The organism is Pontibacter pudoricolor (assembly GCF_010092985.1).
Classification (GTDB): Bacteria; Bacteroidota; Bacteroidia; order Cytophagales; family Hymenobacteraceae; genus Pontibacter; species Pontibacter pudoricolor.
The window spans coordinates 2,875,973-2,892,904 of sequence record NZ_CP048106.1; the positions used below are offsets into that span (position 1 = coordinate 2,875,973).

General features: G+C 41.5%; 9 protein-coding genes. All 9 read right to left on the bottom strand.

Features of this window, described 5'->3' with window-relative positions; all coding sequences use genetic code 11:
• Window positions 1-117: 117 nt before the first annotated feature.
• Window positions 118-1,629, bottom strand: a complete 1,512-nt coding sequence (locus tag GSQ66_RS12430; RefSeq protein ID WP_162427769.1) for a RagB/SusD family nutrient uptake outer membrane protein — start codon at window positions 1,627-1,629, stop codon at window positions 118-120.
• An 11-nt stretch (window positions 1,630-1,640) separates the two neighbouring features.
• A complete protein-coding gene (locus tag GSQ66_RS12435) occupies window positions 1,641-4,781 on the bottom strand; it encodes a SusC/RagA family TonB-linked outer membrane protein (RefSeq protein WP_162427770.1) in 3,141 nt (1,046 codons plus the stop codon).
• A 425-nt stretch (window positions 4,782-5,206) separates the two neighbouring features.
• A complete protein-coding gene (locus GSQ66_RS12440; RefSeq protein ID WP_162427771.1) occupies window positions 5,207-7,612 on the bottom strand; it encodes a prolyl oligopeptidase family serine peptidase in 2,406 nt (801 codons plus the stop codon).
• A 113-nt stretch (window positions 7,613-7,725) separates the two neighbouring features.
• The gene (locus GSQ66_RS12445) at window positions 7,726-9,393 is read right to left on the bottom strand and encodes an amidase (protein WP_162427772.1); all 1,668 of its coding nucleotides are present in this window, start codon (window positions 9,391-9,393) and stop codon (window positions 7,726-7,728) included.
• Between the two features lie 77 nt (window positions 9,394-9,470).
• Window positions 9,471-10,319, bottom strand: coding sequence for a Calx-beta domain-containing protein (locus tag GSQ66_RS12450; RefSeq protein WP_162427773.1), 849 nt, complete (start codon window positions 10,317-10,319; stop codon window positions 9,471-9,473).
• Between the two features lie 18 nt (window positions 10,320-10,337).
• Entirely contained in the window at window positions 10,338-11,726 is a 1,389-nt protein-coding gene (locus GSQ66_RS12455; RefSeq protein ID WP_162427774.1) for a RagB/SusD family nutrient uptake outer membrane protein, read from the bottom strand.
• Window positions 11,727-11,763: 37 nt separating this feature from the next.
• Window positions 11,764-14,730, bottom strand: coding sequence for a SusC/RagA family TonB-linked outer membrane protein (locus GSQ66_RS12460; protein ID WP_162427775.1), 2,967 nt, complete (start codon window positions 14,728-14,730; stop codon window positions 11,764-11,766).
• A gap of 336 nt (window positions 14,731-15,066) precedes the next feature.
• Window positions 15,067-16,095 carry a hypothetical protein gene (locus GSQ66_RS12465; RefSeq protein WP_162427776.1) on the bottom strand — a complete coding sequence of 343 codons (1,029 nt, stop codon included), beginning with the start codon at window positions 16,093-16,095 and terminating at the stop codon, window positions 15,067-15,069.
• Window positions 16,083-16,898, bottom strand: a complete 816-nt coding sequence (locus GSQ66_RS12470) for an MOSC domain-containing protein (protein WP_162427777.1) — start codon at window positions 16,896-16,898, stop codon at window positions 16,083-16,085. Before GSQ66_RS12470 ends, GSQ66_RS12465 begins: the two co-directional genes overlap by 13 nt.
• Window positions 16,899-16,932: the final 34 nt, after the last annotated feature.

A 16,932-nucleotide genomic window follows, 5' to 3' on the forward strand; every position in this document is an offset into this window, starting at 1 on the left:
CAGGTAAAACTAACTATAAAAAGAGCCCGGCAATTTGGATTGCCGGGCTCTTTTTATAGTTAGCAAACAAAAGGGCTACCAACCTGGTAGCCCCCTGTTTTAAATTTAACCAAATATCTACAGCGGATTTTGTACTGCTGCAGGGTTAGTATCAAGCTCTCTCTTAGGGAGAAGCCACTGCCACTGCTTATCGCCTGCTGGTACTGTATACAGGTCAGCGACAACTGTAGCAACGTGATTAGCGCCAGTTCTGTCTAAAGCACTGTTAGTACGCTTCAGATCCAGGAACCTGAAACCTTCACCCCAAAGCTCAATACGACGCTGAATTAAGATCTCGTCAATTAATGTCTGACCTGTACTGGTTGAAATAACATAGTCAGGATCACGAGTTACAACAAGATCATAAAGTGCTTTTGCTGCCAGATCATCCTTACCTTGACGGGCAAGTGCTTCTGCCTCGATCAGGTACATTTCAGCAGCTCTCATGTAAGGAACGTCACCAATACTGCTACCAGAACCTCCAGCTGATATAAACTTGCGGTTCATATAGGCTTTAGGAGTGAAAGTTGGCAGAATCTGAACACCATTGATATCATACCCAACAGTTTTACCTGCTGCATCTTTTATAGCAACTGGTGTAGTATCCCAAAGTTGCTTGCGCACATCTGTATCAGATATATTAGCATACAACTTAGAGTTGATGGCTTTAGGATTACCTCTGATATTCGTTGAACTGAAGTTTACAGACATGTAAGCAAAGAAGGAATAGAAATACGTAGTCTGATCCTGGATCTGATCACTACCCCATATCCAACCAGGGGTACTTATATCGTTAAACCCTGACAGCATCTGCGTAAAATTCTCTAAAGTAGCACCTGCTCTTGCTTCATTCGCTAACTGTGCAGCTTCAGCCCACTTACCCATAGTTAAGGCTACACGTGCTTTCATTCCTTTTGCTACGTTAACATTGATATGAGACTTAGCACTACGTGTAGCAGGAAGTAAAGAAATAGCAGCATCAAAATCACTGTTTATCTGTGCATAAACATCTTCTACAGTTTCACGAGGCTGTCCTTCAATTGTGTTGGTTAACATTACAGGAACGCCTAGCTGGCTGTTTGTTTCACCTGCTTTATAACGCTCAGCAAAGATCTGAACTAACTGGTGGTGTGCCCATGCTCTGTAGGCTAACGCCTGCCCTTTTATTGCCTGCTTATCAGCCTCAGGACCAGTTGTCTTATCAATATTGTCAATTATTTTGTTAGCATTGGCTATCAACTTATAGTAAAATCTGTAAACAAATGTTACAGTTCCGGCATTTTCATTTCTGTGGGTCAGCCATCTATAAGTACTAATCCACCAGCCATTACCTGTTGTTGTATTTACAACATCCTCTCCAAGCATGTCCATGTTGATCATTACTGAACCCTGACCAGCCTGGTCCTGGGCATCGTACTGGAAGAACATGGCTCTGTGCATACCATTTATGGCGGCCCAACCATTCGATGTTGTTGTAAAAACCTCAGATTCAGCAACCTGGTCTGTTGGGTTTGTCTCTAAATACTCCTTCTCACACGATGAGAGCAGGAGTAAGCACGCTGCAAATGCGCTATATAAAACTCTTTTCATTACTTAAATAATTATAAGGTTACATTTAATCCGAATGTAACGATCTTCGCCGGTGTGTACACGTTTGAAGTTGTACCTGCAAAGCTTTGGCCCACATTCATACCTTTTCTCTTTGAACCTAGTGTAAGGTTCTCCCCTGTTGCGTATACATTTACTCTCCTAGCAAACACTTTAGATGCAATGTTTTCTGGCAGGTTATAAGCTAATGTTACAGATCTCAGGTTAAAGAAAGAAGCATCTGTTAACCATCTGTCTGAAGTACCGGAGCTTAAACTTGTTGACTGGCTACCAGCCTGTATTCTCGGAACATCTGTAATGTCACCTGGTTTCTGCCAGCGGTTCAGGATATCCTTGTGCCATGCACCCCCTTCATTGTAAGCACCCATTAAGCCGGCATAAGTACCATCATATATCTGGCCACCTACCTGATAGGTAACTAAAGCGGATAAAGACAGCCCTTTGTAAGAGAAGGTGTTAGTGATACCACCAGTGAAATCAGGAATAGCTGTACCTGCATAGTGGTATTTTGCATTCGTAATATCATTAGTCAGAGTATCGCCGTTGATGATCTTAATTTTTTTATCATCATCACTGTAAACGTTAGCTCTGTAAAGTGCATCACCATTATCCGGGTTAACACCATAGAAATCTCTTAACCAGAAATCATATAAAGAGCGGCCCACCATAATCTTTTTGGTGCCATTTATAATCTCCTTCTGGTCACCAGGCAGCTTTGTGAATTCGTTCTTCAGAGTTGTCCAGTTAGCATCGATATTCCAGGTAAAATCATTGATCTTAAGAACATCAGCAGAAACCTGTAGCTCTATACCTTTGTTGAACAGAGCTCCAATGTTTTCATTTTTTGTCAGCAAGCCACTAGATAGTGGAAGTGGAACCTGGAAAAGCAAGTTATCAGAACCTCTGTAGAAATAATCTGCAGAACCATGTATTCTGTTGTTCAGCATACTAAAGTCAATACCAAAGTCGTAGCTATTGCTTGACTCCCAAAGTAATTCTTCTGATGGTAAACTAGCTTGCAGGAAACCTGGTTGAGACGCATTATTAAATCCAGGGCCAAAGTTGTAAAGCTCCTGATATGCATAGAAGCTGCCTATATCATCGTTACCAACTTCGCCATAAGATCCTCTAAGTTTAAGCATATCTAACCACTCAGGCATACTGATAAACGACTCTCTGTCAACTCTCCAGGAAGCACCAACTGACCAGAAATCGCCCCATCTTACATCCTTATGAAATCTTGATGAACCGTCTTTTCTGTATGAACCAGATAAGGTGTACTTATCATCAAAAGTATAGTTAACTCTACCAAAATAACCTTCAGTTCTATACTTATCTGTGTAAGAAGTTAAACTGTTTATAGTTGTAAAGTTCACTAATTCTGTAATACCGTCAACGATAATACCTTGCTTGCTACCACCACCATATTTGTAAGTATAGTCGTAGTTCTCATGACCTAACAATACATCAAAGTAGTGTCTGTCAAATGTTTTTGCGTAGTTCAGTAACTGGTTTACAGTGTAGCTTGTAGTTGTGGTATTTATATTGCTTGCCCGGCCGGCAGGTGCACCATCACCAACTAATGTGTTTTCGAAAGTAAGGCCAGTATAGTTTGAAACGTCCACACTTACGTTAGTAGTAAATTTAAAATCCTTCAGGAATTTAATTTCACCATAAGTTCTGCCGCTTACAGCAGTACGGTTGAAAAGATTATCATTCAGAACAGTCTCAGCCAGTACATGTCTGCCTGCGCTGGCACCAGGACCACGTCCTACGCCCAGGTCATAAATTTTATTTCCTTTAGCATCCAGAATATATTCCCCTGTAACCGGGTCATGCTGATAAATCGGATATATAGGACCAATATTTCTAGAGAAGTAGAAAGGGTTAACATATCCTGTGCTGCTTGCGTCGTTAGCCTGGTTAGACTCAGTCATTGTACCTGATAGGTTAAGACCTGTCTTTAACCAGTTAGTTGCCTGGCTATTAACATTTACACGACCTGTAAAACGCTCGTAGTCAGATTTAATCAGGTATCCTTTATCATTTAAATAACCTAAAGACACAAAATAGTCTGTCTTATCAGCACCACCTGAGAAATTAAGACCATAGTCTTTACGATTACCTGTACGCGTTAATTCATTAGCCCAATCCAGGTCATCGCCATATAGTAATTTAGCATTGGGATTGATCTTGCCATCTGTTGTTACGATCTCTTTGTTCGGAACATTAAACGGATTATACTTCAGGATGCCATATACATCGTTAGAAGCTTTTTGGTTAGCAGCATCAGCTGTTGAACCACCGGCAACCAGTGAATTTCTGTATGCTTCCCAAACAAGTGGATAATACGCAAATGCATCAACTCGCTCGTACTCCTCAAGGCCTCTTGTAGAGTAACCCTGGGATACCTTAAAGTTGATCTCACTTCTGTTAGCTTTACCTTTTTTGGTGGTGATCATTACCACACCATTAGCAGCTCTTGCACCGTAAAGTGAAGTTGAAGCAGCATCTTTCAGGATTGAAATGTTCTCTACATCCTCTGTATTAATGTTTGCAATCGATCCGGAGTAAGGTACGCCATCCACTACATAAAGTGGGTCGTTGCTTGCGTTAAATGATCCGAAACCACGAATACGGATTGCGACACCGCTTCCAGGCTGACCACTTGCCCCAGTTGTCTGAACACCTGCTGCCTGACCAGTAATGGCGTTAGCGATGTTAGTAACCGGTCTCTGAGCAATCTTCTCCGTTGTGATCTGTGCAGCAGAACCTGTGAATGAGTTCTTATCAGCTGTACCGTAAGCGACAATAACTACTTCGTCCAGTTGCTTTTCATCAACTGCCATAGTTACGTTTACGGTACCCTGATTTCCAATAGCTCGTTCAACAGGTAGATAACCGATAAACCTGAAAATTAACGTTGTTCCTTCTGCAGGAACATTCAGCGTATAAGTACCATCTGCAGTAGTTGCTGTTCCTACCGATGTACCTTTGACAATTACGGAAACACCCGGTAAGCCCAGGCCATTCTGCTGGTCTGAGACTTTACCCGTTACCGTTTTTGCCTGCCCTATAGCATCCTGCAAAACTGCAGAAAGCATGAGCATAACAAAGAATAAAAATTTTCTCATGTAATAGATTAGTAAATGGTTAGTTTGTAAAAATAATGCTACCAATTTAGCTGTTAATTTTACAATGCCAAACCCTTTCCTTTAATCAATTATTGAGAAAAAACCCGTGTTTAAACGCTGTATAACGGTTTTTTTATAAATACAGCTTTTAGTATATAGCCTAATATTGTTATCAATGTTAAGATGCGGCTGTATAAGTAAAAGTAAATTTTCACATCTTATATATAGCTTTCCCTAGATGGATATTTTAAACACTATACTTAACCCTGAATAATCAGGATTAATGAAACACCTTTTGTTAAATGATCTATATAGCGCTTAATGCCTTGAAAGCTATCAAAGTGTACTTTAAAACCTTGCTAATCAAATAAAGTGCAAAAAAAATGCAGATATAACTATCTGCATTTTTTTTCGTTTAAGGCTTTTTATTTCCCCTTTAGATTCTCTTCAAACAGTTTATAGATACGCTTGTATTCATCGGTCCAGCTGGCGGGCTCTGTAAAACCGTGGTCTTCAACAGGGTAAACAGCCAGCTCCCAGTTATCTTTTCCAAGTTCTATCAGGCGTTGCGCCAGGCGGACCACGTCCTGGAAATGAACGTTGGTATCAACCATGCCATGGCAGATAAGCAATGCGCCCTTCAGACCTTCGGCGTAATAGATAGGCGAGCTTTTAGCGTAAGCCAGGCTGTCGGTTTGTGGCGTATTCAGGATATTGGAAGTATAGCCATGATTATAGTGTGCCCAGTCGGTAACGGAACGTAAAGCGGCTCCTGCTGCAAATACGTCCGGTTCTGTGAACATGGCCATCAGGGTAATAAAGCCACCATAAGAGCCACCGTAAATGCCGATCTTTTTCGGGTCTACGTTATATTTATCGACAAGCAGTTTGGCTCCGTCTACGTGGTCGCTCAGGTCTTTCCCGCCCATAAACTGGTAAATACCTGTACGCACATCGCGGCCATATCCGGCACTGCCTCTATAGTCTATATCCAATACGGTATAACCCTGGTCTACTAAAAAGTTATGGAACATGTATTCCCGGAAGTAACTGCTCCACCACTTATGCGCATTCTGTAAATAACCAGCGCCATGCACAAATATTACAGCTGGTCCTTTAGCTTTTGCATTCTTCGGTTGGTACAGGCGTGCATATACATCAACACCGTCTTCTGCTTTAAAAGAGATAACTTCCGGTTCGCGCCATTTGTAAGCTTTAAACTCTTCGGTCAGGGAATTGGTGATCTGTCGTGGTTTTGCGCCTTTCTTGTTCTCCATTACATACAGTTCCCACGGTTTGTTGCTGTAAGAGTAACGGAAGGCCAGCATCTTCTCATCCGGCGACATAGTGACTTCGTATGCTCCAGGCTGCGTTGTGAGCTGCTCCATACTTCCACCATTTACAGGCATTTTATAAAAGTGCTGCTCGCCCGGGTGTACTTTATTAGCTGTAAAATACCAGTGCTTTTTATCATCAGACAGCTGCACATCCGACACTTCGAACTTACCGCTTGTCAGGGCTTTTTTCTTGCCTGTTTTAACATTCACGGCATACAAATGCGAGTAACCGCTTTCCTCAGACTGGAACCACACCGATTCGTTATCCGGCATCCAGCCGATATCTCCGGTGCCATAGCCAATTCCTGGTCCGTTTATCCAGGCATCATCGTGCTGGCGGTCCAGCAGGTTAAGTTTACCGGTAGCAGGATCCAGAGAAAGTATCCAGCGATCCTTATTATCAGCAGAGCGGGCTACAACTACGGCATTCTTCCCGTTATCGGACCACACCGGGCCGTAAATAACCGTGGTGCGCATTTCGGCTTTCTTGGTTTTGCCATCCGCAGCATCTTTGGCTATAGTTGCTTTTTTATTTTTCTCTAACAGAAAGGTTGGCACATCGTAAATACCTTCCACATCTTTCATGCTTATTGCATACGTGGAGTCACGACGGGTATCATAAACAAAGAACTCATACGTACTTTGTGCGTCGCCAACTTTTGTGCGGGTGTTAATGTCTTCGGTATAGCCAGATGATGTTACAAAATCCGGAACTATAGCTACTTTCGCACTTTTTGGCCTGCTGATCAAACTATAAGTAATAAACCGCTCATCAGGGCTGAGAACAACGCTAGTTACCTGCTTGTCGTCAATATATATATCCAATGGGCGGCCAGGAGCATCTGCTTTCTGTTGTTTCTTAAGAGCAGCTTTATCGGCTTCACGCTCCTTAACTATAGTTAGCAAACCCAGTTGCTGATTGCGTAACCAGGCACGCTGCGGGTCTTTGTCTTCCCCTTCAGCCTGCTTTTTCCCTTTTCTGAAATCAGTGAGCTGTGTTAGTTGACCGTTTGCAATACACCACAAATAAAGATTATTATCCTTTTGGAAAGTTACTTCTCGCTCATCAAACGTAAAATTCGGATTGCTCTCACGCTCTACTGTATTAGTCACCTGGGTAACTTTCCCGGATTTGATATCAAGCAAAAAGATGTCGCCGTTTTTTTCATAAACCTTAAGTGTTTCTGCATGGTTGTAGGCACCGTAAGGAGATGGTAAACTTCGACGTTCTGCTGCTGCTACTTTCTTAATTTCTTTCCCTTTGGTATTTACCGCATAAAGCGAGTCTTTACGAGTGGCATCCGGATTCCAGTTAAAATAAACTTTCTTTCCATCTTCTGACCAGAAAATATTACTTGGCGAGGTCCCGATCCATTTCGGATCGCGCATGATCTTCTCTATAGTTAACTCGCTGGATGATGTTTGTGCCTGCACGGCGCCGGCTGCCAGCATTCCAAAAAGAGCTACAACTATAGCTTTACTTTTAAAAAACATGTTGTTATAGTTTGTGGTGGGTGGTTTCAGGTTCAAATTAATGCAAAAGTCCCGGTTTCTCAAGTTTTAACCTGCAAACCGGGACTTTCTATAGTTAAGTGTATGTACTTTCCTTATTTTTTAACCAGGAAGGCAGTCGGGTGTTTCTCCTCGTGTGGGGTTATATCCTGGTATAGTTTTGCAAAAGCTAATAATTCCGCTTCTCCGAACAGTTTACCTATAAACGTAATTGTTGTAGGCATGCCATTCTTCTGAAAGCCATTTGGCACTACCACGCACGGATGGCCCGTAAGGTTTGTAACTACCAGGTTACTGCTGCCAAAAGACGGACTGATATACACATCTATATCCTTCATTTTTTCCTGCATCTGCTGCACCAATAAAGATCTTACACGTTGTGCCTGCAAGTACTCTACTGCCGGAATAAATCTGCCAGCTCTGAAAATGTTTGGCCATGCGCTCTTATGTTGTTGCTTCAGCAGACTATCTTTTCCGCTTCGGGTAAGCTCATCAAAGGCAGCTGCGCCTTCTACTGATATAGTTAATATCAGATCGTTTACAGGCAGATCGGGCAATTCCATAGGCACTAATTCGATTCCTGCTTTCTTCAGATCATCCAGTGCTGCCAGGTCATTTTCTTTAAAGCCGTATTTTCCTTCAAAATCTTTCTTCAGATATCCAACACGCAATTTCTTCGCCTCTATTTTCTTGTTATAGTTGAAAGGTGCATTATAAACGGAAAGATCTCTCCCGTCTGGTCCGTAGATTGCATTAAAAACTATTGCTGCATCCTCCGCTGATCGCGTAATCGGGCCTATCTTATCCATAGACCAGCTCAGTGCCATAGCCCCATGCCGGCTTACACGCCCAAAGGTTGGTCTTAGACCAGTAGTACCGCAAGCTGTAGAAGGCGAAACTATAGAGCCGAGCGTTTCTGTTCCGATAGCATAAGGCAACAACCCTGCTGCGACCGCTGAAGCCGAACCAGCAGACGAACCACTTGATCCTTTGCTCAAATCCCAGGGCGATTTAGTCTTACCACCATACCAAACATCGCCCATCGCCAGTGCACCTAATGTTAGCTTTGCTACTAATACTCCTCCGGCGTTTTGGAGCCTATCCACTACTGTGGCGTCCATATTTATCACCTGGTCTTTGTATGGTGTTGCTCCCCAGGTTGTTTTATAGTTCTTCGTAGCCAGCAGGTCTTTTACACCAAATGGTATGCCATGCAACATGCCTTTATAGTTGCCTGCTTTGATATCTTTATCTGCTTGCCGTGCCTGTTGTAAAGCCAGCTCTTCTGTTAGTGTGGTAACACATTCCAACGTGGGGCCGTATTGCTTTAGCCTTTCCAGATAAAATCTGGTAAGCGCTTCCGATGTAATCTGCTTTGATTTGATTAACGACGCCAGTTGCGGAATACTATAGTAAGCCAGGTCTTCCCGGTTATTTGGCAACTTAACTTTTTTAACCTCCTCAACTTTAAATTTATCTTTTTCTTTTGGCCATTCAAATCCAACCGGAATCGGGTTAAAAACTATAGCGGGCGCTACGTCATTCGGCAGCGGCACTTTTCTTATGCGTTTATACCCTTCTTTAAAATCCTGCAGTTCTGTTGTGGCAGAATCTAACTGCGCAGAAGTAAAATTCAAGCCCATCAGTTGTTGTGCCTGCTGTAACATGGGTACAGTAATTTTATCATCTGCCAGCTTTGTTGCAAAAGCTCCTAACCCGAAGCAGGAAGCAGCCAGTAACGTTATTTTTAGTTTATTGTTCATTCGAGAATTTCTAAGATTTTTACATAAAAAAAGGGAAGACAAATGTCCTCCCTTTTTGATCAATTTTCAAGAATCTATTAATTCTGCTTTGTGAATTTTGCAGTATAATTACCGAAACTACCGGCTGCTACTGTTACAGCAAAACTTAACTTAAAGTTACCAGTTTTAATATCTGATGAAGAAGCGATGGTTGATACAGATTGTATTTTCGCTTGCCCATATTTAGGATGAACATAGTAGTTCTGAGAAGGTATTGTAACAGCACCTGAGCAACCATTAATTTTTGCTTTCACCGTTACACCATCTCCCCAAAAGTTGGAAATTAACAAACCTGTCTCATCTTCAGGATCTAGTGCAACTGTTGTTGTATGCTCGTAAGGCCCATCTGCAGGATCTGCTGCATATTCATATAATGCAGTATATGTACCTACAAAGTTCTCTGCAATTAAAGGACAATCTTCGTTAACTATAGTAACAGTAGTAAAATTGCGTTTAGTCTTTTCAGAATTACCACTCAAGCCAATTGGAAAATCTGCGCTTGTTGATGTTATAGTTACTACTACCGTCTTATTTGCCTCATAAACATCATTATCAAGTGGTGTAATAACTATTTCTGCTGTATTTCCTCCTTTTGGGATTACTACAGATCCAGTGCTTGCAACTGTATAGTCTTCACCTACAATTGCTGTACCACCTAAAGTGTAATTTACTGTTACATCTTCCTTAACAGGTGTCGATGCAACCCCAATTTTGATCGTCAAAGGATCTGTTGAGTTTTCAGCTACTGAATAAGCTGCTTTATCTAAAGCTATAAAATTTGGTCCTTCAAATTTACCTATATCCTCAGGATCATCACACGAGGTGGCGCCTAAAACTAAGCTTACTATACCGAAGCTTAAAAACAATTTATTTATAAATCTTTTCATCTTTATAACCTAATAAGATTAATATCCTGGATTTTGCTGCTCTTTGATGTTTGGATTTGCATCAAGTTCACGCTGAGGAATTGGGTAAGCAAAATAGTTACTACCAGCCTCTATTGTGCAGTTAGCCTGTAGATTGCAGTCTTCTCTAACTAAATCCTGACCTCTACGCTTGATATCGAATAAGCGGTGTCCTTCAAAAGCTAGTTCTCTTCTTCTCTCCTCTAAAATGAAATCAACTGTAAGATCAGCAATTCCAATTGGTGCTACACCTGCACGCTCTCTAATTTTATTAATATCAGTTAATGCGGCTGGTTTCTCACCTAATTCAGCTAATGCTTCCGCTCTGTTCAGTAATACTTCTGCTAAACGAAGAACAATGATATTACTTAGACCAGGTGTTTCTTTTCCAGGGATTTTATAGATATAGGCCTGTCCAGCAAAATTTCTAAAAATATCTAAACGAACATCACCTTCTTCATAAATATCCAGAACATCTTGGGTTGGAAGTAAATCACCATATCCTTCTTTGATATAGATATAACCTGGGTTATTAGCGCCTCTGTTATCTGATAGCAAGAACTGGATTTCAAATATTGACTCCGTTGTAGCTTCTGAAGACCACATATCAACATAATCTTCACCAGCTACAAGCTTATAACCATTAACTGCAGCTGTTGCAGCATCAGCAGCCTTTCGCCAATCTCCCTTATACAAATAAACTCTTGATAAGAGAGCTTCAGCAGCATATTTAGATGCTGTGAAAGGCTTAGCAGGATTAATAGTCATCAGATCAGATGCTCTTTCTAGATCTTCAATAATCTGTGTATAAACTTCTGCAACCGTATTTCTAGCAGGGTTTCCAAGCTCAGACTTTAGAACAACAGGGATACCTAAATGGCTTCCATTTGGTGTAAAGTTATATGGCTGAGCAAATAAACGTACTAAATCATGATGAACAAGGGCGCGAAGGAACAGCGCTTCACCTAAAACTTGGTTACGCTCTGTTTCAGCACCTTCCTTCACTACATCCATGGAATTTATAACATTGTTTGTTCTTGCAAGAACGTTATATGCTGTATTCCAAAAACCTGCGACATCACCATTCGCAGCTACAAGACCACTATAATTATATTGTGATACAAAACGGCCTGTGTTAGTAGCAGATAGTTTAACGTTATCAGCAGCAACTTCCGGAGTAACTACAAAGTCACGACCGTAGTAGTTAAGACCACCTAAACCACTATAAGCACCAGTTAACGCAGTTTTAATTCCTTCAAAGCTATCTAATGCCGCTTCGTTAGAAAGTGAAGCTGTTGGGTCTTTTTCCAACACGTCATCACAAGATGGCGTTGTGAAGCCTAATATGGCTAGCATCAACGACACTTTTATATATTTATTTACTTTCATTTTCTTAATTATTAAGATATTAATCTAAAAGCCCAGATTAGAAGCTAAGGTCGAGACCAAAAGTAACTGTCTTACTGTTTGGATAACGGAAGAACTCTGTACCATTAATAGCTAGTTCAGGATCAAAACCAGTGTATTCTGTTTTGGTCCATAAGTTCTGACCTTGAGCATAAACTCTTACTGAGTTCATTTTCAGTTTCTGGCTTAAGCTAGATGGCACGTTGTATGCCAGCATTACGTTTCTCAGACGGATAAAAGAAGCATCTTCCAGGAATCTTGTTGAAGCTTGGTTGCTTGAAGATGAGTTACCACGAACAGCTTTCGGGCTGTTTGTAATGTCACCTGGTTGCTGCCATCTGTCAAGAGATGAAGCAGATTGGTTGTATCCGAAGAAAGCACCATCTCCTTCTAAAATTCTTCTAGCATCGTTGTAAATCTTACCACCATAAGTGAAGTAGAAGAAACCAGACAACTCGAAGTTCTTGTAAGTAAATGTGTTAGTTAAACCTCCGAAGAAATCAGGGTTAGCACTACCTTGCAGACTGCGTGGTGCATTTGCATATTCACTAGTTACACCACCTTTACCATCTGACCAAAGTGGCTCTCCATTAGCAGGGTTAACACCTTTCCACTCTCTTAGGTAGAATGAGTAAATAGGTTCGCCTACTTTGGTAATCTGAGTTCCACCAAGAATATCCTGGTCGTTGTTTAGTTTTATAACTTCGTTTCTGTTGAATGCGATATTGAAATCAGTAGTCCAACCAAAATTACCTCTCAAGTTTTCTGTAGATACTTCAACTTCCACACCTTTGTTTACCATTTCACCAACGTTACGAAGTGCTGTAGTAAAACCGCTTGTAGAAGAGATAGGAACATTCAGTAATAGATCAGATGTATTTCTCTTATAATACTCTACACTACCCGTGATTCTTGAATCAAGAATACCGTAATCTAAACCAATGTTGAAAGATTTACTTTTCTCCCAAGTTAAGTCTGGGTTAGCAACCTGTGAAGGAGAACTTCCTGGTATACCATTATAAGATGCACCGTAACCATATAAACCTCTTGCACCGAAATTAGCAATATCAGCGTTACCTGAAGTACCATAGCTAGTACGTAGCTTAAGGTCGCTAATAAGGTCAATATCCTTCATAAAGTCTTCCTGGTTAATTCTCCAAGAAAGTCCTACTGCCCAGAAGTTTGCCCAACGGTTATTAGCACCGAAACGAGAAGAACCATCTCTTCTAAATGAAGTCGTTAAGTAGTATTTATCGGCGAAATCGTAATTTAGTCTTGACAGGTAAGAAAGGAACCCGTAAGATGAACCAGAACCACCTACTGCTTCAGGAACTGCTGCTGTAGAAAGTACTCTTAATCTATCATTTGCAAAACCAGTACCTGTTGCATCAAACGTATTATAGTTGTTATCCTGTAATTCGTAACCTACTAATACATCAAAGTTGTGAACGTTGTTGATTGAAGTAAAATAGTTCAGGGTAGCCTGTGCCGTCTTAGTAATATCTGTTGTACTGATTTGCACACTTCTACCTAAAACATCTTCACCATCATTTGTATTAGGGCTTGTATACTCATCCTCCAGAATGCTGATATAATCTAAACCTAACACACCGTTAAATTTCAGATTTTTCAAAATATCATATCCGACAGTGAATGTTCCTAAAGCGCGACCGGTATAGTTTAAGCGATCGTTCTGTCTTACTGTGTAAGCAAAGTTATCATTGTTCAGTGTACCGAACATGAAGTTATTGTTCCAGGTACCATCTTCGTTCTGAGCTCTATCGTAAGGCAATAAAAGGAATGAACCAAGAATTGGGCTTTGGAATGAGTTACCCGCCGTAGCAGACTCCTGGTTTGTTCTAGAAAGACCTAAGTTAACACCTAGGCTTAATTTGTCAGTTGCCTTATGATCTACGTTCAATCTACCAGAATAACGCTCAAGTTGTGTACCAATCAATGTTCCTTGCTGATCAAAATAGCTACCTGATAAGAAGAAACGGGTTTTCTCATCACCACCTGATGCATTTAGTTCATAAGATTGAGTTGCACCTGTCTGGTATGCATAATCAACCCATTTTGTACTAACACCATTGTCTAAAATAGTTAATGGTCTTAATGCGTCAGGATTACCTCCTGCGTTCACAATAGATTCTCTCTCATACTCAAGAAGCTCTGCAGAAGTCATTGCACGGTAATTACCTTGGTTCTTTTCGTTAAAACCATACTGGCTTCTTAACGTGAACTTAGTAGCGCCTGCTTTACCTCTTTTAGTAGTAATAAGGATAACACCGTTTGCTGCTCTGGCACCATAAAGTGAAGTAGCTGCAGCATCCTTTAGAATAGAGATTGACTCAATATCATTTGGGTTGATATTGGCCATTAGGTTTGAAGTTTCTGTATTTCGTGTTAAGTCACCAACAGCTACAGGAATACCATCTATTACATAAAGTGGCGCTGAGCCTGCTGAAATAGAACCTACACCACGAACGCGTACGTTAGTTGTAGCACCCGGCTGACCGCTGCCTGTAGTTGAAAGTACACCAGGAGATCTACCCTGAATAATTTGATCTACAGAAGTTAATGGAACCGATTCAATTTCTTTTGGAGAAACTGTAGCTACTGAACCAACTACTTTCTCTCTTGACTCAGTACCGTAGCCTACTACTACTACTTCCGATAAGCTCTCGGAAGATTGGGCAAGCTGTACATTAACTACTGATTGCCCTCCAACTGCTACTTCCTTAGCATCGTATCCCACGTAACGCATTACAAGAATAGCGTCATTTGATGGAACAGCAATTGTGAATCCCCCATCAACACCGGTAGCTGTACCGGATGATGTGCCTTTTACCAAAACAGTAACGCCTGGTAACCCTTGACCAGTTTCCTGATCTGTCACCTTACCCGTTACTGTCCGATTTTGTGCCAGCACTTGCACTACAAGCGCAAACACAAAAATGAAACTGAGCAGTAAACTCTTCTTCATGCTAGAATGTGTTAAATGAATAGTTATAGATTAGTTTGTGAACCAAATATAGGCAGACCTCCTGTATTTCAAAATACTTCAGGCCTTATTTAAATTTTTTTTTAATTTAATATTACTTTTTAGGCAAGAATTATAACTAAACAAATAACACTTGGCAGGATTTTACAATCTGTTCACATCAAAGTTTAAATCTCTGACTAAATACTATGTTTGTTCACGTTTACCCTCTGATTATAGTGCAGTCAAAATCTGTAAAGATAGCAAACCTTACTATATTACAGTACTCACCAAAACACACCATATTGGAATAGTTATATTACTCTCTTGAATTTGCAATCAAATAACTATAGCTGCTAACCTCCCCGGGAAAAGCAGCAGTCTTTTAAGAAAAGAGAATTGTGAAGTGGAGGCCCAGCAAAATTTGGCACTCTTATATATATAAGGCATAACCTGGAGTACCTGATCCAGCTCAGAGGCAAGTGCAGATCTTTTGGTTGCACTCCAGTGTTTAAGGGCTTTGCGTAATAAAGGAGTTATCACCCACGTCCATAAAGCAACTATAATGACTGCTCTCAAAAGTATACTATAGGCTGTGTTATAAACTATAAGATTGAAGTACACGCTGATACCCAGGAGAAAACAGATAGCTATAGTTAGCAAAGGGAACATCCGCTTCCAGGCACTTTTCCTTTTACGCGGCAAAGAGGCGAATCCTTCATTGCCGGAGTAAGCGAAAGAGCTAAGATCGATTTTGTGCTGCTGTTCTTTAAGCATACCTGGTAACCGACCGGCCAACCAACCCACAAAAACGCCCATCAGTATATGCAAACCAATGTAGCTGACAACTATATAAAGCACATAGTCACCTCCGGCAAAGCCAGCCTTTTTAAGAATATAGTTTACGAATTCGTGCGCTACCCGGTAAAGATCGGTTCCAAACATTATTAGCATGATCACCAGCCGCTGCAACGCCGACTGCAATTGCGTAAGCACTCCCAGCAACAGGCAACTCAGTTTAAAGTAATTTTTACCCGGAAAGAGCAGGTAACCCAAACATCCCTGAATAAAAACAGCCAGATAAGCTCCCGGTGGCGAATGCGGGCTTAGCATGCCTTTAACAACTATAACCATCACAGTAGCTTTAAGTATAGCTTTCCGGGACGGGCAATGGTGCGCTAGCAAACTGATGCACAATACGGAAGCCCCACCTACAAACAAGCCTGTACCGGGCAAATGCAGTGCGTGCAGCACACCCCCTAAAAGCGCTTCGGATAAGGCCCAGAGCGCGGTTATTCTATAAAACACACTAATGCTTTGTGCCGAATCAGGTGCAGCCGATACTTGTCGGGGTGTTATTGTTTCCATTGCAGCACTTGCACCTGATTGCCAACCTTAATTATGCCTTCGCCTTCGTGAACCAGGTTTTGCCCGAAAAGTACTTTGTTGTTCTGCATGCGGTAAGTTGCCAGCGTTCTTAGTGGTTCTGCTCCTTTAATAGCTGTCTGTTGGTCTATAGTGGTGAGCACGCAACGCGCACATGGTTTGGCTGCCCTGAAATTAACCTCACCTATTGTAAAAGAATCCCAGGTATCTTCGTCGTGCGGCTGGCCACCGGTAAAAACTATATTCGGACGGAAGCGATTCATAGGTATCGGCTTCGCCAGTTTGCTGTTGAGGTTATTCAGTGCCTCCTGCCCTATTATTAAAAACGGGTATGCATCCGCAAAGCTTACAACTTCTTCCTCAAAGGCGTAGGTTGGGTCAACTATCCGGCGTGTATTTTCGGGCATGTATACCAGCCGGGCGAACATACCAAGGGCTTTCGAGAACCACATGGTCACGTCGCCATCTACTTCGCGGGCTGTACAGGTATCATCCCAGATCGTAACTGTAACTTCTTTACCACCTTCCTGCTCAAAAGGAATAAATAATGGGTTCAGCAAACCCTGCTTGTGGCTTACTAATAACCCGTTCTGCTCTAACTTAACCTGCAACAGCGCCATCTGGGCAAACTTACGTTGCGACAGGAAACCACCTTTTTCATCTACCAGCATCCAGCGTCGGTCGTATTGCAAACCCCGCTCCTGCGCCTGCGCCTGTTGCAGGCTAATACCGCCCAGTGATTTTATCGGGTAGATATAAATATTGCTTACCGTGTAAGTTGCCATACCTGTTTACTATATTAAACTATAAAGTTTACTA